Annotated in this window: 20 protein-coding genes and 1 tRNA gene; 7 read left to right on the top strand and 14 right to left on the bottom strand. The window is 65.0% G+C overall.

The window, feature by feature from the left end; all coding sequences use genetic code 11:
* Position 1: 1 nt before the first annotated feature.
* Positions 2 to 1,156 carry a PucR family transcriptional regulator gene (locus C0J29_RS25325; protein WP_477498002.1) on the bottom strand — a complete coding sequence of 385 codons (1,155 nt, stop codon included), beginning with the start codon at positions 1,154 to 1,156 and terminating at the stop codon, positions 2 to 4.
* Positions 1,157 to 1,288: 132 nt separating this feature from the next.
* Between C0J29_RS25325 and C0J29_RS25320 the strand changes: the two genes are divergently transcribed.
* The 3 genes from C0J29_RS25320 to C0J29_RS25310 all read left to right on the top strand — a co-directional run bounded on the left by C0J29_RS25320 (position 1,289) and on the right by C0J29_RS25310 (position 4,435).
* Positions 1,289 to 2,386: a ferredoxin reductase gene (locus C0J29_RS25320; RefSeq protein WP_120793926.1), complete on the top strand. Its 1,098-nt coding sequence runs from the start codon at positions 1,289 to 1,291 to the stop codon at positions 2,384 to 2,386.
* 9 nt (positions 2,387 to 2,395) lie between these two features.
* A complete protein-coding gene (locus C0J29_RS25315) occupies positions 2,396 to 3,556 on the top strand; it encodes a fatty acid desaturase family protein (protein ID WP_120793925.1) in 1,161 nt (386 codons plus the stop codon).
* 120 nt (positions 3,557 to 3,676) lie between these two features.
* Entirely contained in the window at positions 3,677 to 4,435 is a 759-nt protein-coding gene (locus C0J29_RS25310) for a YoaK family protein (protein ID WP_162951549.1), read from the top strand.
* Between the two features lie 3 nt (positions 4,436 to 4,438).
* On the opposite strand, the gene C0J29_RS25305 is transcribed toward C0J29_RS25310, so the two are convergent.
* Both C0J29_RS25305 and C0J29_RS25300 read right to left on the bottom strand, forming a co-directional pair.
* Positions 4,439 to 5,395 (bottom strand): Rieske 2Fe-2S domain-containing protein, encoded by a 957-nt coding sequence (locus C0J29_RS25305; RefSeq protein WP_120793924.1) that lies wholly within the window; start codon positions 5,393 to 5,395, stop codon positions 4,439 to 4,441.
* Positions 5,396 to 5,441: 46 nt separating this feature from the next.
* Positions 5,442 to 6,425 (bottom strand): FkbM family methyltransferase, encoded by a 984-nt coding sequence (locus C0J29_RS25300; protein ID WP_120793923.1) that lies wholly within the window; start codon positions 6,423 to 6,425, stop codon positions 5,442 to 5,444.
* Between the two features lie 185 nt (positions 6,426 to 6,610).
* On the opposite strand from C0J29_RS25300, the gene C0J29_RS25295 reads away from it, so the two are divergent.
* A complete protein-coding gene (locus C0J29_RS25295; protein ID WP_065049281.1) occupies positions 6,611 to 7,801 on the top strand; it encodes an IS481 family transposase in 1,191 nt (396 codons plus the stop codon).
* Positions 7,802 to 7,849: 48 nt separating this feature from the next.
* On the opposite strand, the gene C0J29_RS25290 is transcribed toward C0J29_RS25295, so the two are convergent.
* The 8 genes from C0J29_RS25290 to C0J29_RS25255 form a co-directional block, all read right to left on the bottom strand.
* Positions 7,850 to 7,922, bottom strand: a tRNA-Arg gene (locus C0J29_RS25290).
* A gap of 49 nt (positions 7,923 to 7,971) precedes the next feature.
* The gene (locus tag C0J29_RS25285; RefSeq protein ID WP_120793922.1) at positions 7,972 to 8,796 is read right to left on the bottom strand and encodes an LLM class F420-dependent oxidoreductase; all 825 of its coding nucleotides are present in this window, start codon (positions 8,794 to 8,796) and stop codon (positions 7,972 to 7,974) included.
* 6 nt (positions 8,797 to 8,802) lie between these two features.
* Positions 8,803 to 9,873 (bottom strand): poly-gamma-glutamate hydrolase family protein, encoded by a 1,071-nt coding sequence (locus C0J29_RS25280; protein ID WP_120793921.1) that lies wholly within the window; start codon positions 9,871 to 9,873, stop codon positions 8,803 to 8,805.
* A complete protein-coding gene (locus C0J29_RS25275; RefSeq protein ID WP_065165664.1) occupies positions 9,874 to 11,115 on the bottom strand; it encodes an Nramp family divalent metal transporter in 1,242 nt (413 codons plus the stop codon).
* 77 nt (positions 11,116 to 11,192) lie between these two features.
* On the bottom strand, positions 11,193 to 11,900 hold the full coding sequence (locus tag C0J29_RS25270; RefSeq protein ID WP_065045469.1) for a flavodoxin family protein: 708 nt from the start codon (positions 11,898 to 11,900) through the stop codon (positions 11,193 to 11,195).
* Positions 11,901 to 11,984: 84 nt separating this feature from the next.
* Positions 11,985 to 13,064, bottom strand: coding sequence for an NAD(P)H-dependent amine dehydrogenase family protein (locus C0J29_RS25265; protein ID WP_120793920.1), 1,080 nt, complete (start codon positions 13,062 to 13,064; stop codon positions 11,985 to 11,987).
* Positions 13,065 to 13,074: 10 nt separating this feature from the next.
* A complete protein-coding gene (locus tag C0J29_RS25260; RefSeq protein WP_065045471.1) occupies positions 13,075 to 13,866 on the bottom strand; it encodes an SDR family oxidoreductase in 792 nt (263 codons plus the stop codon).
* Positions 13,867 to 13,973: 107 nt separating this feature from the next.
* Entirely contained in the window at positions 13,974 to 14,396 is a 423-nt protein-coding gene (locus C0J29_RS25255; RefSeq protein WP_065165666.1) for a PIN domain-containing protein, read from the bottom strand.
* A 1,041-nt stretch (positions 14,397 to 15,437) separates the two neighbouring features.
* Here C0J29_RS25255 and pstS (C0J29_RS25245) point away from each other — a divergent pair.
* The 3 genes from pstS (C0J29_RS25245) to pstA are packed head-to-tail and all read left to right on the top strand — an operon-like array spanning position 15,438 to position 18,448.
* Complete coding sequence (gene pstS / locus C0J29_RS25245) at positions 15,438 to 16,556, top strand: phosphate ABC transporter substrate-binding protein PstS (protein ID WP_065045474.1); 1,119 nt, start codon at positions 15,438 to 15,440, stop codon at positions 16,554 to 16,556.
* A 12-nt stretch (positions 16,557 to 16,568) separates the two neighbouring features.
* A complete protein-coding gene (pstC, locus tag C0J29_RS25240; protein ID WP_065045475.1) occupies positions 16,569 to 17,540 on the top strand; it encodes a phosphate ABC transporter permease subunit PstC in 972 nt (323 codons plus the stop codon).
* A gap of 41 nt (positions 17,541 to 17,581) precedes the next feature.
* The gene (gene pstA, locus C0J29_RS25235; RefSeq protein ID WP_120794964.1) at positions 17,582 to 18,448 is read left to right on the top strand and encodes a phosphate ABC transporter permease PstA; all 867 of its coding nucleotides are present in this window, start codon (positions 17,582 to 17,584) and stop codon (positions 18,446 to 18,448) included.
* Between the two features lie 47 nt (positions 18,449 to 18,495).
* Here the strand turns inward: pstA and C0J29_RS25230 are convergent, their stop codons facing one another.
* The 3 genes from C0J29_RS25230 to ku form a co-directional block, all read right to left on the bottom strand.
* A complete protein-coding gene (locus C0J29_RS25230) occupies positions 18,496 to 20,619 on the bottom strand; it encodes a serine/threonine-protein kinase PknD (protein ID WP_065045476.1) in 2,124 nt (707 codons plus the stop codon).
* Between the two features lie 259 nt (positions 20,620 to 20,878).
* The gene (gene pstS / locus C0J29_RS25225; protein ID WP_065045477.1) at positions 20,879 to 22,003 is read right to left on the bottom strand and encodes a phosphate ABC transporter substrate-binding protein PstS; all 1,125 of its coding nucleotides are present in this window, start codon (positions 22,001 to 22,003) and stop codon (positions 20,879 to 20,881) included.
* A gap of 47 nt (positions 22,004 to 22,050) precedes the next feature.
* Positions 22,051 to 23,007 (bottom strand): non-homologous end joining protein Ku, encoded by a 957-nt coding sequence (gene ku / locus C0J29_RS25220; RefSeq protein ID WP_065045478.1) that lies wholly within the window; start codon positions 23,005 to 23,007, stop codon positions 22,051 to 22,053.
* Positions 23,008 to 23,035: the final 28 nt, after the last annotated feature.

Here is a 23,035-nt window from a genome sequence, read left to right as displayed (position 1 = left end):
GTCAGTCGTTCGACTCGAGGCCCAGCGCGACGGTCAGTTCCAGTACGGTTCTGGGCTCGCCGAGTCGGTCGCCGAACAGCTCGCGCAGTTGACTCATCCGGTAGCGGACTGTCTGGGCGTGAATGAAGAGATCGGCTGCCACTGCGTCACGCCGGCCCTGGTGCAGCACCCAGGACCGCAAGGTTTCGGTGAGCCGGTCGGCAGTGTTGGGTGGCAGGCCGGACAGCGGCGCCAACACCCGGGCGCGCAGGTCGGCGGCCGCTTCGAGATCGGCGCCGAGCACGAGTTCGACCAGGTGGTCATCGGTGTCGACGGCGCTGGAGCCGCTCGCCTGCGACAGTTCCCGGGCGCGCAGGGCGCGATAGTAGGACGAGCGGACGTCCATCCACGGCCGGGCCGGACCCACCAACGCCTTTCTGGCGCCCAGAGCCGACAACAACTGACGCCGCGCCGTGCCGGCCATGTCCGGGACCAGAAGAACGGCAAGCGCCTCCGACGCATCCACTCCGGGTAGATCTTCGGCCAACTGCAGGGTGGATTGACCGAATTGTGCTGCCAGCCCGCGGGTTTGCGCCAACGGCACCAATACCGCGGTCAGCGTGTCGGGTGGCTGCCAGCCGGCCTGCTCGGCGGCGGCGGTCAGGGTTGCCGCGGTCTCTCCGGCCAGCAGGTCCTGGCTCAACCGGTCGAGGTAGCGCTGCCGGACCCGTCCGGTGGTGGCGAGTTCGTCGGCGTGGCCGGACACGCTGGATGCCGACAGCTCGTCGATGTAGGCGAAGACCAACTCGGCGAACCGTGCGATGGTGGACGCCGGAAGCCCGGCTGCGACGGCGGTCGCCGACAACTCCTGCCACGCGACCTGCGCGCCCACCCGGAAAGCCGCCAGCAAAGCGTCGATCGTCCGGCCCTGACGTGCCTCGCCACGCCCGAGTTCGTAGGCACCGTCGACGGCCTGCAGCAGCGACGTCCCGGCGTCGGTGCCTTCGGGCCGGGTCGCCAGCCGCAGGAAGATGCCCAGCGACGTCTGCACCGCGTTCTCGATGATCTGGCCCATCCGCCCACTGAACGCGTCGGCGTAGCTCGGTACCGCCACGGTGATCGCGGTCACTGTTCGCTCGGCCATCCCCGGAAGGATGGACTCCAGCGCCCTGACCACGGGTTCGTCCAGCTGTAGACCGCTAAGTCGAAGTGACGAATCCGCCAAATTTATCCCTTTCGAACAATTAATGCCCAGAAAACTACGCTGTCGAGTCAAGACTTTACATCCGGTGACAACGACGATGGAGTCATGACAACCTTGGCCACCCGACCCAACGTCGTCGGCGCACTGCGCGAGCGCGTGCTGAAGTTTGCCGAGCGGGTTACGACGCCGTTGGTCCCCAACGACTACCTGGACGTCATCGATCCGCTTCGATCCGGTGCCGACCTCCGCGGGCGCATCGTCGCAATTCACCCCGAGACCCGCGACGCCGCTACCGTCGTGATCCGGCCCGGGCGGGGCTGGCGCTCGCATGTGCCCGGACAGTATGTGCGCATCGGCGTGGACGTGGACGGTGTCCGTCAGTGGCGGGCCTACTCGCTGACCTCCAAGACCCAGCGGCGAGACGGTTGTATCGCGGTCACCGTGAAGGCGATTCCCGACGGCGTGGTCAGCAACCATCTGGTGCGCCGCGCCACCGTCGGGACGGTGCTTCAGCTGGATCAGGCCGCGGGTGAGTTCACCCTCGGCAATCAGGTGCCGGCGAAGATCCTGTTCCTCACGGCCGGCAGCGGCATCACCCCGGTGATGGGGATGTTGCGCAACATGGCGAGCCTCGGAGCGGCCGCGGACATCGTGGTCGTGCACTCCGCGCCCTCCGCGGACGACGTCATCTTCGGCTGGGAACTGCGCATGCTGGCCCGGGAGGGCCGAATTCGGTTGGTGGAAAGGCACACTGACACCGACGGAATGCTCGACGTGGCGCGGTTGGCTGATCTGGTCCCAGACTTCGCCGGGCGCGAAACGTGGGCATGCGGTCCGGCGGGTCTGCTCGACGCGATCGAACAGCGCTGGGACGCAGAAGGTATCACCGACCGGCTGCATATCGAACGCTTCCGCCCCGTCGTCATCACCGCCGGCGAAGGCGGCACCGTGACGTTCGCCAAGAGCGGCAGCGTCGTGGAAGCCGACGGATCCCAGACGCTGCTGGACACCGGAGAGTCCGCCGGGGTGTTGATGCCGTCGGGTTGCCGGATGGGCGTCTGCTTCGGGTGCGTGGTTCCCCTGCGTCAGGGCGCGGTGCGCGACCTGCGCAACGGCGAGGTCACCACCGCCAACCCGGGCGACAACGTACAAATCCAAACCTGTGTGTCCGCGGCCGCAGGTGCCTGCGAGCTAGACCTCTGAGGAGCTGAAATGACTGCCACCCAATCGAATCCGGCCGCCCACCTGTCCGACGAGGACATCGAGAACCTGGGCCGCGAACTCGACGTCATCCGCGAGAATGTGCTGGCCGGCCGCGGCGAGCGCGACGCCGCATACATCCGCAGCGTGATCGACGGCCAGCGTCGCCTGGAGCTGGCCAGTCGCGCGGTGCTGCTGTTCTCGCTGTTCCCGCCCGCTTGGCTGATAGGCACTGTGGGACTGTCGATCTCGAAGATCGTCGAGAACATGGAAATCGGGCACAACGTCATGCACGGGCAGTGGGACTGGATGCGCGACCCGAAGATCCACTCCACCACCTGGGAATGGGACAACGCTTCACCGTCGGAAATGTGGAAGCACTCGCACAACGAGGTCCACCACACGTACACCAATGTCCTTGGTAAGGACCATGATCTGGGTTACGGGATCATGCGGGTCGACGAGGACCAGCGCTGGAAGCCGTTTTATCTGGCGCAGCCGTTGTGGAATTTCATCAACGCCTGCCTATTCCAGTACGGAATCGCGGCATACGATCTCGAAATCGGTAAGTACCTGCAGGGCCGGAGCGACAAAGAAGAATTCCGGCGGCAGGGCAAGAAGGTACTGGCCAAGGTGCGCAGGCACGTGACGCGCGACTACGTGCTGCACCCCCTGCTGTCGGGTCCCTCGGCCGTCACTACGGTGACCGCCAACCTCACCGCAAATCTCGTCCGGAATCTGTGGACCCATTCGGTGATCATGTGTGGTCACTTCCCCGAAGGCGTACAGACCTACGAGAAGACCTCGATCGAGGGCGAAACTCGCGGTCAGTGGTACCTGCGGCAGATGCTCGGCTCCGCGAACATTTCCGGAAATGCGTTCCTGCACTTCATGACTGGCAATCTTTCTTTCCAGATCGAGCACCACTTGTACCCGGATCTGCCCAGCAACCGGTACCAGGAAATCGCACCGAAGGTGCAGGAGTTGTTCGAGCGGTACGGCTTGACATACACCACTGGCTCACTGCCCCGTCAGGTCGCCTCGGCCTGGAAGAAGGTCTTCCGGCTGTCGCTGCCCAACGACTTCGGGCGCAAAGCGTCGGGAGCCATCCAGCCCTCGGCGCTCCGCGAGGTGATCTTCGCCAGGCCGCGTCGGGAAGCGCAAGCCGCCTGACCCGGACATTCCCGCGTCGATTAATTCAGGCCAAATTCTGATATTCCGCAACGAGCCGTTTACCGAAGGTTGGTCGACCGAAAACGATTAGATACCAACCAATGTGGGTATCTTGCGGCAATGCAGTGGTGGATGCAACCTGCCCAGGAAGGCGGCCCGCTTCCGCGCTGGGTCGTCCTCGGTTACAGTGCCGTGCTCGCCCTCACGGCGGGTTTCGTGAACGCCGTCGCCATCTTGTTGCTGGCGTTTCCGGTCGCGAATGTGACCGCGGCCACGACGCAGCTGGGTATGAACACGGCGAACCCTTGGCTGTACGAAGGGCATCTGCTCGCCGCCATCATCTTCGGGTTCCTGTTGGGGGCGGCGATCGCGGGAGCGGTGCTCGCCCCGACCCGGGCGCAGGCCGGCCCGCGTCATGCCGCGTTGCTGATCTTCGAGGCGACGTTGCTCGGTCTGGCCGCCGCCGGTCTAGAGGACACTCCGGTCAGGGCGCTGCTGGACACTCTCGGTCTGGACCAACCGATCGTGCAGGCGGTCTGCGCGGCGACGGCGCTCGGCATGCAGAACGGGCTGACGTCGAGCTTCCGCGGCATGGCGGTGCGTACTACCCACTTCACCGGCACCATCACTGACCTGGGACTGATGATCGGCCGCAGTCGCGAGCACGGGCTGGAGAAGTGGAAGGCCACGGTCCTCTCCGTGACGTTCGTGCTTTTCCTGACCGGCGGGGTGATCGGGTTGCTCGTCGGTGGTCCGCTCGGCGGGTACGCGCTGCTGATTCCCGCCGTGACGTGCCTGGCGGTGGCGGCGGGTTGCCTGGTACACAGCCGTGGTCGCCGCGAATCCGAGGATGCGGCCGCGGAGTCGGTCCACGCCTGATCGCTAAAGGGCCACCGTGTCGTCGTATGAGAGCTGGGCCCAGTTCCGGAATTCCATGATCGCGGCTTCGCCCTGCGCCAGCTTCGGCCGGTCGCGGTAGATCTTGTTCTCCCAGATGGGGATGTCCTGCTCGATCTGTTTGCAGAAGTCGCGCGCGAACCCCACGCCCATCCTGGTCATTTCGCCCGTCTCGGGTTCGACGGCCACAAAGAACGTGTAACGCGCTTCGACGTATTCGCCGTCGATGGGGGTGACGGTGAGGATGGTGCACGAACGACCGAGGCCGCGATGCCGCACGACGTCGACGCCCATCCCGAACAGTTCTGAGTCCACCGCACCGGACACTGGCCCGCGCGGTGTCTCGAAGTTGACCTCGGCGATCGCGCGAAACAGGTGGCCGTCCTGTTCGACTTCGAGTGCGCCGAACGCCGAGACTCCGTGCACCGTGGCGAAATGGGCTATGTCGACGGTGTTTTCGAAGACTTCCTGCGGGTGCGAGCGGAATCGCCACCGTGCGTGGTCGGGGGCGTAGAAAGCGAAGGCGGCATCGTCGCTTTCCGGGATTTTGGGCAACTCCCACTCGGGTTCGCCGCCGCGCGAAGAGTGCCAGACGAAGATGATGCCGGCGCGTTCGGTGGTGGGCCAGCTGCGCAGTTTGGCAGTTGCGTTGGGCCGCTTGGTATACGGGATGTCGACGTTGCTCCCGGCACCGTCGAAGGACCACCCGTGGAAGGGGCATACGACGCAATCGCCGCGGACCGAGCCGCCGACGCCGATGTCTGCGCCCAGATGCGGGCAGTAGGCGTCGAGGACGTAGGCGGTGCCGGAGTCGCCCCGGTAGCAGACGAGCTGCCTGCCGAAGTACCGCAGCCCGACCACGTCGCCCTCGCCGACCTCATGGCTGTAGGCAACCTGATACCACCCTTTGGGATAGTCCGCGAAGGGAAACCGCTGCGGCATGGTGAAGCCTTCCCGGCCGGTGACTCAATTTTCTTATAATAGTAAATTAAGTCGTGGGCCGGTGCGTTCGGCGATCTTCCGCTCGCCACGCGTAGACCATGCACACTTCGCTCCGCACGTCGCCGTAGCGCTCGCGCTCACTGGCGTACCAATGCGTGGTGAACCCGTGCGCTTCGAGTATCTCGATGACCAGATCTTTGGTGGCGAAGTACTCCACCTCCGTCACCACTTGACGGACGATATCCCACTGGTTGGGTGTAATTCCTTGCAGCACCGCCACTTCGGCGCCCTCGACATCGGCCTTCAGGATGTCGATCCGATCGAGGTGGTACTCCTCGATGATCGACGACAGCGGGACCAGCGTGGCCGTCACCTTCTTGGTCCTGCCCATCCATGCGACGAACGGTCGCACAACTGCCCGGCTGAGGACGGCAGGAGCGAGTGGGATCATTCCCGCCACATCTGCCAGGAACCGATCCAATCGCTGGTGCGCAAAGTCAGCATCCTGCGTGCTCCACAAGGAGAAGTGTGGGTGGTGCTGGAAGATCACCTCTTCCTTTGTGGCGGACAAGCCGCAGTTGATCGCATGGATCTTCAACGACGCACCGGGTCGGGCGCCCATCGCGGCAGCGTAGTCGCCACGAGTGGCCGCAGCAGCGTTCGCCGCCAACACGGAGAAGGTCGTCGGAATGGGTTCGAAGGCGAAGATTTCAGCCTCACCGCGGCATCGGTGGGCGGCGAACAGCGTGAACATCCCGACGTTCGCGCCGGCGTCCACGATGACCGCGCCGGGCTGAAAATCGATGTAGTTGCCCTTCGCATACACGGAGTACTTGCCGAAGGTCTCTTCGTACAGGAAGTCGGTTTCGATCTTCTGCCATTGCCGGACGCGCAAGCCGTTGGGCAGAGTCACCGGGGTGCCACCGTTCGGATTCGTCCTGAGCAGCACCCGGGCCCGCCAACCCCCAGCCAGGATCAGCGCTCCCGCGAGACCGCCGACCAGCGCACGTCGGACCGGAACAGACTTCACCCGAGTATTGTCCACGGCGATCTCTGGTTGCGGTGCCGCCCGTGCGGTGATCGGCGGTCACACGAATTTGCAAGGTATCGCGTTTGTGCTGGTCACAGGGTGCCCCCGGCAGTGTGTGATTTCAGGACATAGTTGGCAGCTGTCTCGCGACATAGTTGACACCTCGGCAAGCCAGGAGGTCAGCCATGTCGAAGGCGCAGCTCGTGATCACCGCCGTGGTCCTGGAAGGTCGCAGCAAAAGCGATGTCGCCCGTGATTACGACGTCTCCCGGCAATGGGTGCAACAACTGTGCAAACGCTACGACACCGAAGGTGACGCCGCCTTCCTGCCCCACTCACGCCGGCCACACCACAGCCCGCACGCCGTCGCCCTCGATGTCGAGGATCGCATCGTGCGACTGCGCAAGACCCTGACCAAACGTGGCCTCGACGCCGGCGCCGACACCATCGCCTCTCACCTGGCCACCGACCCCACCATCACCAACGTGCCTGCCATCTCCACGATCTGGCGCATCCTGCAGCGCCGCGGCTTCATCACACCCCAACCCCACAAGCGCCCCCGCTCCTCCTGGAAACGCTTTGCCGCAGAACTACCCAACCAATGCTGGCAAGCTGACACCACCCACTGGCACCTCGCTCACGGCGGCGGTGCGGAAATCCTCAACATCATCGACGACCACTCCCGCCTAGACATCGCCAGCGTGGCCCGCCGCACCATCAGCGGCCCCGACGTCACCGCGACCTTCACCACCGCCTTCACCCGCTGGGGCACACCCGCCTCGGTGCTCACCGACAACGGCGCCATCTTCACCGGCGCGCCCCGCCGCGGCGGACGCACCTCCCTAGAAATCACCCTCGGCGAACTAGGCGTGCGCTACCTCAACTCCCGGCCCTACCATCCCCAGACCTGCGGCAAAGTCGAGCGCTTCCACCAAACCCAAAAGCGATGGCTCACAGCCCATCCCGCCACCACACTGGCCCAACTCCAACAACAACTCGACGAATTCACCAATTACTACAACACCGAGCGCCCCCACCGGGCGATCAACAGAACCACCCCCCAACAGGCGTTCAACGCCCGCCTCAAGGCCACACCGAGCGGCTACCTCATCCCGGCCCACTGCCGCATCCGAACCGACGTCATCGACGCCGCCGGCGTCATCACCCTGCGCCACAACAGCCGCCTACACCACATCGGCCTCGGCAAACGACGCACCGGCACCAAAGTCACCGTCCTCATCGACGACCTCGACATCCGCGTCCTGGACCGCAGCACCGGCCACCTCATCCGCAAACTCACCCTCGACCCCACCCGCGACTACCAACCACGCGGCGTGAAATGCGGAAACAGCCCAGAAAACCGGGACGAGGTGTAAACCATGTCTCGGGACACCTGTCAACGATGTCCCGAGACAGGACAAGGGTGCCCCCGGCAGGATTCGAACCTGCGACACCGGCTTTAGGAGAGCCGTGCTCTATCCCCTGAGCTACGGGGGCGACGGGCTGAGCTTACCGGGCGCACCGTCGACCGCCGACCGCTCGCCGATCAGCGCAGTTCGGCGATCACGTTGGCGAAGTTGTCGATGTGGTTGTCCTGCACGGTGAAGTGGGTGACACCGTATTTGTCCCGGTGCCCCACCAGTTTCTCGGCCATCTCGCGCGGAGAGCCGCTGAGCACCGAGTGCATGGCCAGCAACTCCTCCTCGGAGCGATCCGGCGCGTTGCGGCGGGTCAGGGCCAAGTTGGGAATGGTCTCGTCGGGACCGGGCACCGCGGTGATCACCAGGTTCAGCTCCAGCGCGCTGAACCGGTCACCCGCCGCATTGCGGACGAACTCGATGCGCTCGGCCAGGGGATCCTCGACGTCACGCACCTTGGCGCCGGTGAGCCCGATGATGTCGGCATGCCGAGCGGCGAGCGTCATCACCCGGTCACCGCTGCCGGCGATCATGATCGGGACCCGCGGGTGATTCTCGGTCAGGTATTCGGTCATGTGCTGCAGATAGTCGACCCGCGCACCGGCACTCGGATACGGCAGCTCGGCTGCTTCGAATTCCTCTCGGACATAACCGGTTCCGAGTCCCACCTCCAGGCGCCCGTCGCTCAGAATGTCCAGAGCCCCGATGTCGCGGCTCAACAGCGCCGGCTTGTAGAACGCGGCGTTGAGCACGTACATGCTCAGGTGGATCCGCTCGGTGACCATGGCGGCCGCGGTCAATGTCGGAAACGGCGCGGCCGCACCGAGATGGTCTGGCACGCACAGCACGTCGAATCCGAGATCCTCGGCCCGCTTGGCGATTTCCACCAACGCCTCCCGCGACCTGAAGTAGCGGATGCTCAAGCCGAATCGAAAATCCTTGTCCACCAACAACCTCCATCAATCCGAAGACAACTGCCAGGAACGGGCCGCCGCAGCCAACCCCTGGGCCAAACTGACCGTGACCGGTGACCAACCGTCCGCACCGGGGAGGGGGCTGCGCGGGCTCAAACCCCGGACCCGAACCGGCAGTTCCAGCTGTGTCCCCCCGCCGCGGACGCGGTTCACCGGGTTGTCCGGATGCAGGCCTCTCAGCGCCGACGGGATGGCGTCAAGATCGGTGACCACCTCATACCCCGGCAGTCGGACATGCCCGGCCACATGCGACGCAAGCGCGCGGTTGCGTCCGCCGGCCAGCAGTTGGGTGCTGCGCCCGATCCGGCCGTACCCGTGCAGTGAGACGGCGACGTCGACATGGTCGAGAAACTCCGCCAACTGGGCAGACTCGCCCGGATCGAACCGCGACGACGGCAGGTGGTGCGGGTAGCGGTCGGGGTGTCGCAGCACGTACACCGAGGCGCCCGCGTCGCGTGCGGCCCGTTCGGCGATCACGTCGGTCATCTGCTCGAGACCGCCGCCGTGGATGGCAAGAAATCCGAACCGGGACCGCAACCGGCTCAGCTCGACCATGCCCGGCTCGCTCAACAACGCTGAAAGCGACTGCGGCCCATCCCCGTTCGAAGACAGTGGCAGCGGCCACCGCGTCGGGTCCCAGCGGCGCAGAAAGTCGATCCAGCGTTGCGGCAGCCCATGATGCGTCGCGCCGTCGATGATGCGCGACAGGTAACCGGGCCGGGGAGGCCCGGGCGTCACCCGATGGTCGATGTACACCCACGCCGGCGAGAGGCCCGAGTCGGTGTGCACATCCAGTTGGTCCCGCCGGTAGCGGACCGGCACACCCTCGGCGCTGTCCAGGACGGTCAGGTCGCGATCGGAAAGCCGCCACAGCACGCCATGCACTTCGCCACCCGCGCACGGCTCGACCGTGGCCACCCCGCGCTCATTGATCAGCCAGTCGTGATCGGACAGCACCGCCCGGCGCGGGTCACCGGCATCGGGACAGCGTGCCGCCATCTGTCGCACGCACAGGTTGGATCCGTATGCGAAGTAAAGGTGCCGGCGGACCGGCATTCAGCCCGTCACCGTCAGATAGATCAGTGCCACGTTAAGCAGACTAATCATTACCGCCACCACCCAACCAACAGCCGTCGTGGCGGGATGGTTGGCATCGGCGCCCATCAGCTTCCGGTTGGCGGTGAGGCGGACCAGTGGCAGCACGGCGAACGGGATCCCGAACGACAGCACCACCTGGGACAGCACCAGGGTTCTGGTGGGGTCGACGTTCAATGCCAACAGCGCTATCGCCGGGCCCAGGGTGACGAGGCGGCGCACCACCATCGGCACCGACCAGTGCAGCAACCCCTGCATGATCATCGCGCCGGCGTAGGCGCCCACCGAGGACGACGCCAACCCCGAGGCCAGCAGCCCGATCGCGAACAGCACCGCGATGGTCGGTCCCAGGGTGTCGCGCACCGCGGCGTACGCGTCGTCGATGGATGCCACGTCACCGTGGCCGCGCATGTTGAATGCGGCGACCAGCAGCATCGCGGCATTCACTCCGCCGGCGATCACCATCGCGACCCCGACGTCCCAGCGGGTGATGCGCAGCAACCGGCGCCTGGCGGCGCCCGCCTCGGGCTGCCCGTGCCGGTCGCGGGACAGCCCGGAGTGCAGATACACCGCGTGCGGCATGACCGTGGCGCCCAGAATGGCGGCGGCCAGCAACACACTTTCGGTGCCCTGGAAGCGCGGCACCAAGCCGGACATCACCTCTCCTGCCGGGGGCGTGGCCACGAAGAAGCTGGCGGTGAACCCCAGAGCGATCACCAACAGCAGCCCGGTGATGACCGCCTCGAACAGACGCTGGCCGCGCCGGTCTTTGATCAACAGCAGCACCAGGGAGATGACTCCGGTGATCAGCCCGCCGAGCGGCAGCGGCAACCCGAACAGAATCCGCAACGCGATGGCCCCGCCGATCACCTCGGCGACATCGGTTGACATGGCGACGATCTCGGCCTGTGCCCAGTACGCCAGCCGGGCGGGACGCCCCATTCCGCGGCCGATCGCCTCCGGCAGCGAATGCCCGGTGACCAGCCCAAGCTTGGCCGACAGGTACTGAACCAGTCCGGCCATCACATTCGCGCCGACGATGACCCATAGCAGCAGATACCCGAACTTGGATCCCGAGCTGACGTTGGCCGCGACGTTGCCCGGGTCGACATAGGCGATCGCCGCGACGAAGGCAGGACCCAGCAGATACCAGCCCGCCTTGTCCGAGCCCGCCCTGTCCGTGACAGTGATGTCCTGCGCCAACTCCGCGACCTATCCCTACCGTTCGAAGTAAAAAGTTAGGTTAACCGAAACCTCGGACGTCGCGGTCGGCGCCCGCCCTAGCTGCGGTATTCCGGATTGGCGAAACTCGGGCGGCAGCCGGCGTCCCACTCGGTGCGCTGATTGCCTTCGGCCGGAATGCCGCCGCCGGCCTTCAACATGCGCGCGACGTGTATCAGGTTGTAGGTCATGAAGGTGGTGTTGCGGTTGGTGAAGTCATTCTCCGGGCCGCCCGACCCGGGGTCGAGGTAGGACGGGCCGGGGCCGGCCGGCCCGATCCAGCCCGCGTCGGCCTGCGGCGGGATGGTGTATCCCAGGTGCTGCAGGCTGTAGAGGATGTTCATCGCGCAATGCTTCACGCCGTCTTCGTTGCCGGTGATCAGACAGCCACCGACGCGTCCGTAGTAGGCGTACTGACCCCGGTCGTTGAGCAGGTGTGAGCAAGAGTAGAGACGCTCGATCACCCGCTTCATCACCGAGCTGTTGTCGCCCAGCCAGATCGGTCCGCACAGCACCAGGATGTCGGCGGCCAGCACCCGCTCGTACAGACTCGGCCATTCGTCTGTCTGCCAACCGTGTTCGGTCATGTCCGGCCACACGCCGGTGGCGATGTCGTGGTCGATGGCGCGCAGAGTGTCGACCTCGACGCCTTGCTCACCCATGATGCCGGCGCTGCGTTCGATCAGGCCGTCGGTGTGGCTCAGTTCCGGCGAACGTTTCAGGGTGGCGTTGATGAACAGGGCGCGCAGGGCGGTGTCAGAGGTCAAGGTTGCTTACCTGCCCATCCGGGTTCGTGGTGGCCTTTTCGCGGTGAGGATACCGGTGCCGGCAACCGCCACTCCGGTGGGCGATCAGTCCGCCGGCAAATACAAGCCCCGGCCCGGAATCAGTGGCAGATCCAGGGTGGTACGAATTCCGGGCGGGGCAGCCACCACCGCTGGAATCGCGTTGACCACCCGCATCGCGGTGGCGACCAGGCCAGCGTGGTTGTGGTCGCCGCGCCGGCTGCTCAGGCAGATGTCCATGGCATAGGACGGCTCGCCGGTGATCTCGACCCGATAGGAACCACCGGGCTGCGCGGGCTGTGGCCACTCGGGGCACAGATCCTCACGCAGTCGGGTGATGTGTTCGAGCACCACCGCGGGCCTGCCGTCGACCATGCCCAGCACCTCGAAGCGCAACGCGGCGGCACTGCCTTCAGGCACGTGGCCGGAGGCAATGTCAAACGCCTCCGGCGCCGGCACCCGCTCATACTTCTCGGTGACCTCATCGAGCGAAATGCCAAGGCCCGCCGCAAGTTGCCGAACCACCGAACCCCAGGCCAGGCTCAGCACCCCAGGTTGCAACAGGATCGGAGTCTCTTCGAGCGGCTTGCCGAAACCCATCACGTCGAACATGACGACAGCGCTGTCGTAGGTCGCGTAGTCGACGATCTCCATGCAGCGGACCTGCTCGACGCTCTGACAGGTACCGGCCAATGCCATGGGCAGCAAATCGTTGGCGAAGCCCGGGTCGATGCCGCCGACGAAAAGACTCGAATTGCCTTCGCGTGCAGCATCTTCGAGCGGCTTGATCAGTTCCTCCGGCAACACCTGCCATGGGTACTGCAGAAAGACCGGGCCGCTGCCCACGATGTTGACGCCGGCCGCCAGCACTCGCCGATAGTCCTCCAGCGCTTCGGGAAGGCGGTTGTCGGCCATGGCGTTGTAGACAGCGCACTGCGGTTCGGTTGCCAGAACGGCATCCAAATCCGTGGTGGCCAGGACGCCGGTGGACTCGTCCAGGCCGGCAAGTTCGGCTGCGTCCTTGCCCGCCTTCGCCTCTGAGGACACCCAAACCCCGGTGAGTTCGAATTCCGGGTTGCTGATCAGAGCTTTTAGTGAATGGACGCCGACGTTGCCGGTGCCGAGTTGGGCGACGCGTATTGCCATTAGCGGCTCCTCACAGATCCGGGACGGGGATGTCGAGGTTGGGGTAGGTAAGGCCGCCGTCGACCTCCAGCGTCTTCCCGGTCAGGAAGCCGCCGGCGGGTGAGGCCAAATAGACTGCGGCGGCGGCGATGTCGAGCGGATCGCCGAGACGGCGCAGCGGTGTCGCCTTCTCCATGGGCGCGCGCAGTTCTTCGTTGCCTGCCACCACGTCGAGCGCCGAGGTCAGGATCGACCCCGGCGCGATCGCGTTCACCCGAATACGCGGGCACAGGTCCAGCGCCGTCAGCCGGGTGTAGTGGGACAGGGCGGCCTTGGCGGTGCCGTAGGCGGCGAAGCCTCGCCCGGCCAGCCGGCCGATGGCCGACGTGATGTTGATGATGCTGCCTCCGCCGGAGTGCTCCAGCATCAAGGGCACCGCGGCGACGGTGAGGGCGTGCGCGGTGGCGACGTTGAACGTGAACGCGTCCTTGAGGTCTTTGGTCGACGTGGTCAGCAACGTATTGGGCATCGTGCCGCCGACGTTGTTGACGACGATGTCTAGTTTCCCGAACGCTTCGACGGCCGCGCCGGCCAACGTGGCGGTGTCCTCAGGATGGGCCAGGTCGGCGGCGACGACATGGGCGCGGCGCCCGGTCGCCCGGACCTGCTCGGCCACTTCGTCCAACTGGGATTGCGTCCGGGACGAAATGACGACGTCGGCACCGGCTTCGGCGAAAGCCACTGCCATGGCCGCACCCAGGCCGCGGCCTGCCCCGGTGATGACGGCTACCTTGTCGTCCAGACGGAACCTGTCGAGGATCACGAGGGCCTCGTTTCAGTAGACGGCCGAAACGGCGGCGCCGTCCCGGGAGATTTCTGTAACAGGTTCTAGTTTGTCACACCGCCCGGGAAACGTAACGCAGCAGGCCTCTAGAGAGAGCCGCGCGGCATCACCCACCGGTGTCGGAACGTCAATACGGTTGCGGCCGCCTCGAAACAGACGTCGTAGTGCACCACGACGAGTTTGTGAGCCGACGCAAGCGCGGCGGTCAGCAGATCGGCAATGTCAACCATGTGGTGCAGGCCGGTCTTCGCCAGAGCACGCTGCGCACCCAGGGCGGTGTGCCAGTGCTCGTCGTTGGTCGGCAGGTATTCCCGTGTCGCGCGGCGCTCGGCCAACCGCTCCTCGTATTCGTCATGTCCGGAAACCGCTGCAAGCGCTTCGGCGTCCAGTGACGCGGTGGTAGCGACGACCCCGGAGGCGAGCAGCGCGCGCAACCGGCGTGACACCTCCGGGTGGGACATTCTGGCGGCGGCACTGGTGTCGATCAGGTAGCGTCCTACCAGTGCCACGCTGAAGCTCCCTTCTTGCTGCGTACCACCAAATCCCCTTCGTACAAATGATTTTCGTCCAACTATCGAATAGCCACGCCGATGGCGCGGCGCTGTCGGGCGCGTGTCGGGCGTCCCAGGGCAACTCGCGGGCGAGGCTCTCGCCGGTCGTCGTTGAGCCGAACGTGTAAGCGCTCAAGCTAGTGGCGGTGCTGCGAATAGCGGCGCCTGAGAATGGCTTTGTTATTGAAACGTTATGTGACCAGCGGTCATTGTAAAGCGAATGGACACATCGGTTGAGAAAGAGTGCACTTCTTTAGGGCACGTATATGCGCGGGCGCAGAAACCGGCGCACAGGTGCTGGATAAAAGTAGGCGCCCGGGAGATCCACTCACCGGGCAACGGATCTGTCCGACTGCACGCGCATTGAAATGATCGGCCGGCTCGGGAAGGCAGACTGGGCTGAATTGATCCGCGTCGACGAATTATGCTGGCTCGCAGAGAATCTAGCCGTAGGGTGTGCGCACCCGGGCGGGTCGTTATGGCCGATCGAAGTCGCAACCGCGGCGCTGCGGCTCATCACACGCGATACCTGGATGGTATTGAATCCCCAGAAATGAATAGGGCCGAACAATTCATTATTGAGTAGCGTCGCCCCGGGTAGTCGGTGCCGTCGAATCAGGGATCTCGGTGGGCGGAAAGAATGGGGCACGCGAAGAATTGGAACGCCGCTGGGCGTTCGGGCGACGCACCGCATTCAAGCACGGCATCGCGGCCGGGTGGGTTCGTTCGCTGCACCCGGACCGGCTGCTCGGATGCGCTGAATCACGTTGGGCGACAAAGTATTTCTTCAAAAGAACCGCGCAGGGCGGGTCGCGACCGGCGATCCCGCGGGTGCGGGAGCGCCCCGGCACGGGCCGCAACGTCGCTTTCGTCGACTCTTTCACCGCACGTTACCTGTTGTTAATGTAGGGGCAAGGGAGTGAGGACAGGGTCTGGTCGGACAAGCCGTGGCGGAGGGGCGGCGGTTAGTATGTTTCATGTCTACCGATAGGAAGTGAATTGAAACTCAACCGATTTGGCGCCGCGCTTGGTGTGCTGGCCTCGGGTGCACTGGTGTTGTCAGCGTGCGGTAGTGACAACAACGCTGGTGGGGGAGGCCAGGGAACGTCGGGCGGCTCGTCGGGCAGCGTGAACTGCGGCGGCAAGAAGACGCTGAAGGCCAGCGGCTCGACCGCGCAGGCCAACGCGATGACTCGGTTCGTCAAAGCCTTCGAGTCGGCGTGCCCCGGCCAGACGTTGAACTACACCGGCAACGGTTCGGGTGCCGGGATTAGCGAATTCAACGGCAATCAAACGGATTTCGGTGGCTCTGACTCTCCGCTCGGCAAGGATGAGGCAGCGGCCGCGCAGAAGCGTTGCGGCGACGCACCGGCCTGGAACCTGCCGGTGGTCTTCGGCCCCATCGCGGTTACCTACAACATCGGCGGCGTCAGTTCGCTGAACCTCGACGGGACCACGCTGGCCAAGATCTTCAGCGGCGCCATCACCACCTGGAACGACCCGGCGATCGCGGCCATCAACTCGGGCACCAACCTGCCCGCCACGCCGATCCACGTCGTGTTCCGTAGCGACGAGTCCGGGACCACCGACAACTTCCAGCGCTACCTCGACGCCGCTTCCAACGGCGCGTGGGGCAAGGGCGCCGGCAAGGCCTTCAAGGGCGGCGTCGGCGAGGGCGCCAAGGGCAACGACGGCACCTCGGCCGCGATCAAGAACACCGAAGGATCGATCACCTACAACGAGTGGTCGTTCGCCCAGGGCCAGCACCTGAACATGGCCAAGGTCATCACCTCGGCCGGTCCAGAGCCGGTCGCCATCGGCACCGACTCGGTGGGTAAGACCATCTCCGGAGCCACAATTGCCGGTCAGGGCAATGACCTGGTCCTCGACACGCTCTCGTTCTACCGGCCTACGCAGCCCGGTTCGTACCCGATCGTGCTGGCCACCTACGAGATCGTCTGCTCGAAGTACCCGGACGCGCAGGTCGGCACGGCGGTGAAGGCGTTCCTGCAGTCGACCATCAGCGGTGGCCAGAATGGGCTGGGTGACAACGGTTACGTCCCCATCCCGGACTCGTTCAAGTCGAGGCTGTCGACCGCGGTCAACGCGATCTCCTGATCTGAGGTTCACGTGGTCAAAGCCCCGCTAGCAAAGCATGCGCTAGCGGAGGTAGACGCGCACGCGGCGAGGCGGGCGGACCGCCTGTTCCGGCTGGTCGCCGCGGCGGCGGGGAGCACCATCGTGATCGCGATCCTGCTGATCGCGGTGTTCCTGCTGATCAAGGCGATTCCGTCGCTGCAGGCGAACCAGGCCAACTTCTTCACCAGCGCGCAGTTCGACACCTCCGCCAACAAGCTGGCCTTCGGCATCCGCGATCTGTTCATGGTCACCGTGCTCAGTTCGATCACTGCCTTGGCGCTGGCGGTACCGATCGCGGTTGGTATCGCCGTGTTCATCACCCAATACGCCCCGAAGCGGCTGGCCCGGCCGTTCGGGGCGATGGTCGATCTGCTGGCCGCGGTTCCGTCCATCATCTTCGGCTTGTGGGGGATCTTCGTGCTGGCGCCGAAGCTGCTGCCGCTCGCCACGGTGCTGAACAAAAACCTGGGGTGGCTGTTTCTGTTCAAGAGCGGCAACGTCTCGCTGGCCGGCGGCGGCACGATCTTCACCGCGGGCATCGTGTTGGCGGTGATGATCCTGCCGATCGTCACTTCGGTGTCGCGGGAGGTGTTCCGCCAGACCCCGCCGATGCAGATCGAAGCCGCGCAGGCACTGGGCGCCACGAAGTGGGAAGTGATACGGATGACCGTGCTGCCGTTCGGTCGCAGCGGCGTGATCGCGGCCTCCATGCTGGGTTTGGGGCGCGCGCTGGGCGAAACCGTGGCAGTGCTGATCATCCTGCGGTCGGCCGCCAAGGCGGGGAATTGGTCGCTGTTCGACGGCGGCTACACATTCGCCTCCAAAATTGCTTCTGCCGCATCGGAATTCAGTGCGCCGCTGCCGACTGGGGCATACATTTCGGCAGGCTTCGCGTTGTTCGTGCTCACCTTCATGGTCAATGCCGCGGCACGCGCGATCGCCGGCGGAAAGGTCAACGGGTGACCCAGATCAGTGCCACCGCGCTCGAACAGCCGGTCAAGGCGATGCTGTACCGCCACCTCAGCCTGCGTCGCCGGATCACGAACAACGTCGCGACCGGCTTCTTCGTAGCGTCGTTTCTGATCGCGTTGGTGCCGTTGGTCTGGCTGCTGGCGGTGGTGATCGCGCGCGGCTGGCATGCGGTCGTGCAGATGGACTGGTGGACGCACTCGCTGCGGGGCGTGCTGCCCGAGGAGTTCACCGGCGGGGTGTACCAGGCCCTGTACGGGACTGTGGTGCAGGCCGGCGTGGCGGCGGTCATCGCGGTGCCGCTGGGGCTGATGACCGCGGTTTATCTGGTCGAATACGGGACCAGCCGGCTGGCGCGGGTGACGACGTTCATGGTGGACGTGCTGGCCGGGGTGCCGTCGATCGTGGCCGCCCTGTTCATCTTCAGCCTCTGGATCGCCACGCTCGGGTTGCAGCAGAGCGCCTTCGCGGTGTCGTTGGCGCTGGTGCTGCTGATGTTGCCGGTGGTGGTGCGCTCCACCGAGGAGATGCTGCGGCTGGTACCCGACGAGTTACGCGAAGCGAGTTATGCGCTGGGCGTTCCCAAGTGGAAGACGATCGTGCGGATCGTGGCGCCCATCGCGACGCCGGGCATCATCTCCGGGGTGTTGCTCGCGGTCGCCCGGGTGATCGGTGAGACCGCGCCGGTGCTGGTGCTGGTGGGTTACAGCCGATCGATCAACTACGACATTTTCAACGGCAACATGGCTTCGCTGCCGCTGCTGATCTACACCGAACTCACCAACCCCGAACACGCTGGATTCCTGCGCGTCTGGGGAGCGGCGCTGACCCTGATCATCATGGTCGCCGTCATCAACCTGTCGGCGGCGGGGATGCGGTTCCTGGCTACCCGGCGGCGCTGACCCGGCTCAAGAGTCGGTGACCCGGCTCACGAGCGGGACGTGCCGGGTCACGAGCCGGGCGGAAGGCGCAACACCCGGCCATTGCCGCGGTCGGCGACGTAGACGCTGCCCTTCTTGTCAACGGCCACCGACAACGGGGTGTTCAGGCCGTTGAACGGCAGTTCGACCGAGGCGGTCGCGCCGGCCGGCAACTTTGCCACCACGTTGTTGTCGTGCTCGGTGACGTAGACGTTGCCGGCCCCGTCGACGGTGATGCCCCACGGCGCGCTCATGCCGGTGAAAGGCAGCTCGGACTGGTTGCTGGTCCCGGCATCCAGCTTAAGCACCCGGTTGTTGTCGGTGTCGGTGACGTAGATGTTGCCGTCGCTGTCCACGGCCACCCCGTCGGGGTTCTTTAGGCCGTTGAACGGCAACTCGGTCTGCGTGTTGCTGCCCGCCGCCAGCTTGAGCACCCGGTTGTTGCCACGGTCGGCGACGTAGACGTTGCCCTGCGGGTCCACCGCGACACCCTCGGGGTAGTTGAGCCCGTTGAAGGGCAGCACCACCTGGTTGTTGGACCCGCCCGCCAGCGCTACCACCCGGTTGTTGAAGTCGCTGACGTAGATCTTGCCGGCGCCGTCCACGGCGATGCCCTGCGGTTCGTACAGTCCGTTGAACGGCTTGACCGTCGGCGATGTGGATCCGTCCGGCAGCGTTATCACGCGGCCGTACATGGTCTGGTTGGTGACGTATACGGTGCCGCTGGGGTCGACCGCGACCCCGCCCGGGGCGAAGCGGAAGTTCAGGCCGTTGAACGGCATCACCTGCTGTCCGGACGCGTTCTGCGTCGACGACCCGTTGCCGTCGGGCCGGGTGAGGAAGAACGCGGTGGCAGCGATCACGACCAGCAGCACGGCCGCGGCCGCCGCTCCGATGATCAGCGCCTTGCGTGACTTCTTCGGCTTCGGTGGCGGTGCCGGGGGCGTGGTCGGGTGTGGTTGGGAATGCTGTTGGTAGGGCGGGGGGCCCATGGGGACCGGTCCCGAGGGATTGGCGACGCCGGGGTGACTGGCCCACCCCGCGGCGGGAATCGGGGCGGCCTGGGTGAACTGATCGGAGGTGCTCTGCGGCCTCTCCCGCCAGCCGCCCGTGTTTGAGGGCAGTGGTTGCGCCATCGTCTCGTCGCCCGTGCGGAAGGGCGGAACCGGTGCCCGCATCGTCGCGGGGCTGCTCGGGTAGGAACCAGAACCGCCCTGGCTCGACCAACCGCCCGCACCGGGATCAACTGCAGGAAGCATCAACGTCTCGTTGTCGCCCCGGCGCAGGATGGTGGCCTCCTGGCGCTGATCAGGCGTGCTGAGCGCCTCATGCGCGGCGATGGCCAGATCGCCGGCGGTCATGTAGCGGTCATTGGGGTTCTTCGCCATGCCCTTGGCGATCACGTTGTCGAGCGCTGCGGGTACCTGGCCCGGCCGGATCACGCTCGGTCGCGGGATCGGCTCCATCAGGTGCGAAGCGATCAGGCGCTCGACGCTGTCCGCACGGTAGGGCGGTGCCCCGGTCAGACACTCGCCCAGCACGCAGGCCAGCGCGTAGATGTCGGCCCGATACGTGACTTCGTCGCCGGTGAACCGCTCGGGAGCCATGTAGTTGTAGGTCCCGACGGCCATCCCGCTCTGCGTCAGATTGGGGTCGTGCGCCGCTTTAGCAATTCCGAAATCGACCAGATAGGCGAAGTCGTTCTGGGCGATCAGGATGTTCTCCGGCTTGACGTCACGGTGGGTGATGCCGCTGGCGTGCGCGGCGTCGAGCGCCGCCGCGACCTGCCGGACGATGGCCACCGTCCGAGCCGGGCTCATCGGCCCGAACTGCGTCAACATGGACCGTAGCGACACGCCGTCGATCAGGCGCATCTCCACATAGAAGTGTCCCTCGAGTTCGCCGTAGTCATGAATCGGCACGATGTGCGGCTCGGTCAACCGGCCGGCGATGTCGGCTTCGCGCTGCATCCGGGACCGGAAAACCGGGTTGTTCGAGTACTGGGTCGAGATGAGCTTGAGTGCCACCACGCGTTGCTTGCGGGTGTCTTCAGCCTCGTAGACCTCGCCCATGCCGCCGCGTCCGATCAGACGCACAAGTAGGTAGGGCCCAAAGCGTGACCCAACCCGCGATTCCGACCCGGTGTTGGTCACCGTCGATGCTCCCTTCGCCCGACGCCACCGGCGCGGTCGCGCTGAAACTGTTGGTTAACACACGGTAAATCCTCCTAGAGGAGGCACACAACAAAATCCGGCGACTCAGCATGAATTTTGAATCACGAGTGAGTAACGGTGCGCCCTGGGACCGGCTTGTTGCCGACAGATTGTACGCGTCGAAATCCGTTGCTGGCCAATGACAGTCACGGCCCGCGGTGGAACCGTTGGTGACGCAACGTGTCCCGGCGGCCGCCGGTCACGTGATTGCGTTGACGACCGGCACCAATTTGGATTGGAACGAATTCGGCAGTGGGATGTATCCGTACTCATCCAAGCCGACCTGGCCGTCGCCAATTGTGGCTTGCATGAACGCCTTAACCGCCTGACCCGTCGGGGTGTCTGGATATTTGGAGCAGACGATCTCGTAGGTGACCAACACGATCGGGTAGGCGCCGGACTGAGTCGGCTTGTAGAAGGACGAGGTGTCGACAATCAGGTCGTTGGTATCGCTGCCGGGTTTGAAGGTGGCCCCGGCGATCGTCTTGCCCACCGTCTCGGCACTGATCGACACCGCCTGCGGGCCGGCCGAGGTGATGACCTGGGCCATGTTCAACTGGTGCCCCACCGCGAAAGACCATTCGTTGTAGGTAATTGACCCGTCGGTTCGTTTCATGGCCTGTGACGTGCCGTCGTTGCCGGCAGCGCCTTCACCGACACCCCCGTTGAACGCCTGTCCCGCGCCTTTGCCCCAGGCGCCGTTGGAGGCGGCATCGAGATAGCGCTGGAAGTTGTCGGTGGTGCCGGACTGGTCGCCGCGGAACACGACGTGGATCGGCGTGGGCGGCAGGTTGGTGCTCTGGTTCAGGGCTTTGATGGCCGGGTCGTCCCATTTGGTGATCGCGCCGTTGAAGATCTTGGCGATGGTGGGTCCGTCCAGGCTCAGCGCATTGACCCCGTTGATGTTGTAGGTCACCGCGATCGGGCCGAAGACGACGGGAATGTCCCATGCCGGCGAGCCGCACCGCTCGCGGGCCCGGTCCGGTTCGCCCTTGTCGGGATTCATCGGGGAGTCGGAGCCGGCGAAGTCTGTTTCGTTGCCGAGAAAGGCCTTCATGCCGGCGCCCGAGCCGTTGGCGGCGTAGTCCAGGGTGTGGCCTGGGCAGGCGTGAATGTAGGAGTAGACGAACTGTTCCATCGCGTTCTTCTGTGCGGTGGAGCCGCCGGCGAGGATCTTCTTCTTGCCGCCGCAGTTGACCGGGACGACGGGTGCGGCACTCGATGACGACGACGCCGATTTCCCGGAATTGCCGCCACATCCCGACAACACCAGTGCGCTGGCAACCAGCAGGCTGAGCGCGACGCGAGTTCGAGTGGACTTCACGGCAACTCCTCGAGGGGTCGGCAGCACGATGAGCCTACTCCGGACGCTCATTTGCTGGTGGCTTTGGTGCCGGCCTTCTTGGCCGCAGACTTCTTGGCCGGAGCTTTCTTGGCCGGCGTTTTCTTCGCCGCTTTGGCGGGTGCCTTCTTGGCTGGTTCCTTTTTCGCCGGTTCTTTGTCGGCCGGTTCCTTCTTGGCCGACTCCTTCGTCGCGCCCGAGCGCGCTTTCACGCTGGCCTCGAGTTTGGCGAGCAGATCGGAGACATCTTCGGTCTCGTCGAGTTCGGTCGGTTGCTCCTCGACCGTAAACGCTTCTTCGCCTTCGAGTTTGGCGTCGACCAGTTCCTGCAACTGTTCCTGGTAGGTGTCGTGGTAGCGGTCCGGGTCGAAGTCGTCGGCCATCGACTCGACCACCTGGCCCGCCATCTTCAGCTCGGCCGGTTTGATCTCCACTTCCTTGTCCAGCACCGGGAAGTCCGGGTCACGGATTTCGTCCGGCCACAACAGGGTATGAATCACCATCACGTCGCGCTTGCCGAAATCCTTGACCCGTAAGGCAGCCAGCCGGGTCTTGTTGCGCAGGGAAAAGTGCACGATCGCCATGCGATCCGTCTCGGCGAGCGTCTTGGCCAGCAGCACATACGATTTGGAGGATTTCGAATCCGGCTCCAGGAAGTAGCTGCGGTCGAACAGCATCGGGTCGACCTCGCTGGCCGGAACGAACTCCAGCACTTCGATCTCCCGGCTGCGTTCCTCGGGCAGGGTGGCGATGTCGTCGTCGGTGATGATCACGCTCTTGCCGTCGTCGGATTCGAAAGCCCGGGCGATGTGACTGTATTCGACGACCTCTCCGCACACCTCGCACACGCGTTTGTAGCGGATGCGTCCGTTGTCCTTGTCGTGCACCTGGTGGAACTTGATGTCGTGGTCCTGGGTGGCGCTGTACACCTTGACCGGCACGTTCACGAGCCCGAAAGCGATCGAGCCCTTCCAGATGGAGCGCATTTTGTCAGTATGCCCCGTGTGTATCCGG

This window comes from Mycobacterium paragordonae, assembly GCF_003614435.1.
GTDB lineage: Bacteria > Actinomycetota > Actinomycetes > Mycobacteriales > Mycobacteriaceae > Mycobacterium > Mycobacterium paragordonae.
This window is presented reverse-complemented; position numbering and strand designations above follow the sequence as displayed.

Excerpts from the sequence above, each read along its gene's own strand:
- C0J29_RS25320 (WP_120793926.1), top strand. The coding sequence starts at position 1,289 with ATGACAACCTTGGCCACCCGACCCAACGTCGTCGGCGCACTGCGCGAG.
- C0J29_RS25315 (WP_120793925.1), top strand. The coding sequence starts at position 2,396 with ATGACTGCCACCCAATCGAATCCGGCCGCCCACCTGTCCGACGAGGAC.
- C0J29_RS25310 (WP_162951549.1), top strand. The coding sequence starts at position 3,677 with ATGCAGTGGTGGATGCAACCTGCCCAGGAAGGCGGCCCGCTTCCGCGC.
- C0J29_RS25305 (WP_120793924.1), bottom strand. The coding sequence starts at position 5,395 with ATGCCGCAGCGGTTTCCCTTCGCGGACTATCCCAAAGGGTGGTATCAG.
- C0J29_RS25295 (WP_065049281.1), top strand. The coding sequence starts at position 6,611 with ATGTCGAAGGCGCAGCTCGTGATCACCGCCGTGGTCCTGGAAGGTCGC.
- C0J29_RS25280 (WP_120793921.1), bottom strand. The coding sequence starts at position 9,873 with ATGCCGGTCCGCCGGCACCTTTACTTCGCATACGGATCCAACCTGTGC.
- C0J29_RS25265 (WP_120793920.1), bottom strand. The coding sequence starts at position 13,064 with ATGGCAATACGCGTCGCCCAACTCGGCACCGGCAACGTCGGCGTCCAT.
- pstA (WP_120794964.1), top strand. The coding sequence starts at position 17,582 with ATGCTGTACCGCCACCTCAGCCTGCGTCGCCGGATCACGAACAACGTC.
- ku (WP_065045478.1), bottom strand. The coding sequence starts at position 23,007 with ATGCGCTCCATCTGGAAGGGCTCGATCGCTTTCGGGCTCGTGAACGTG.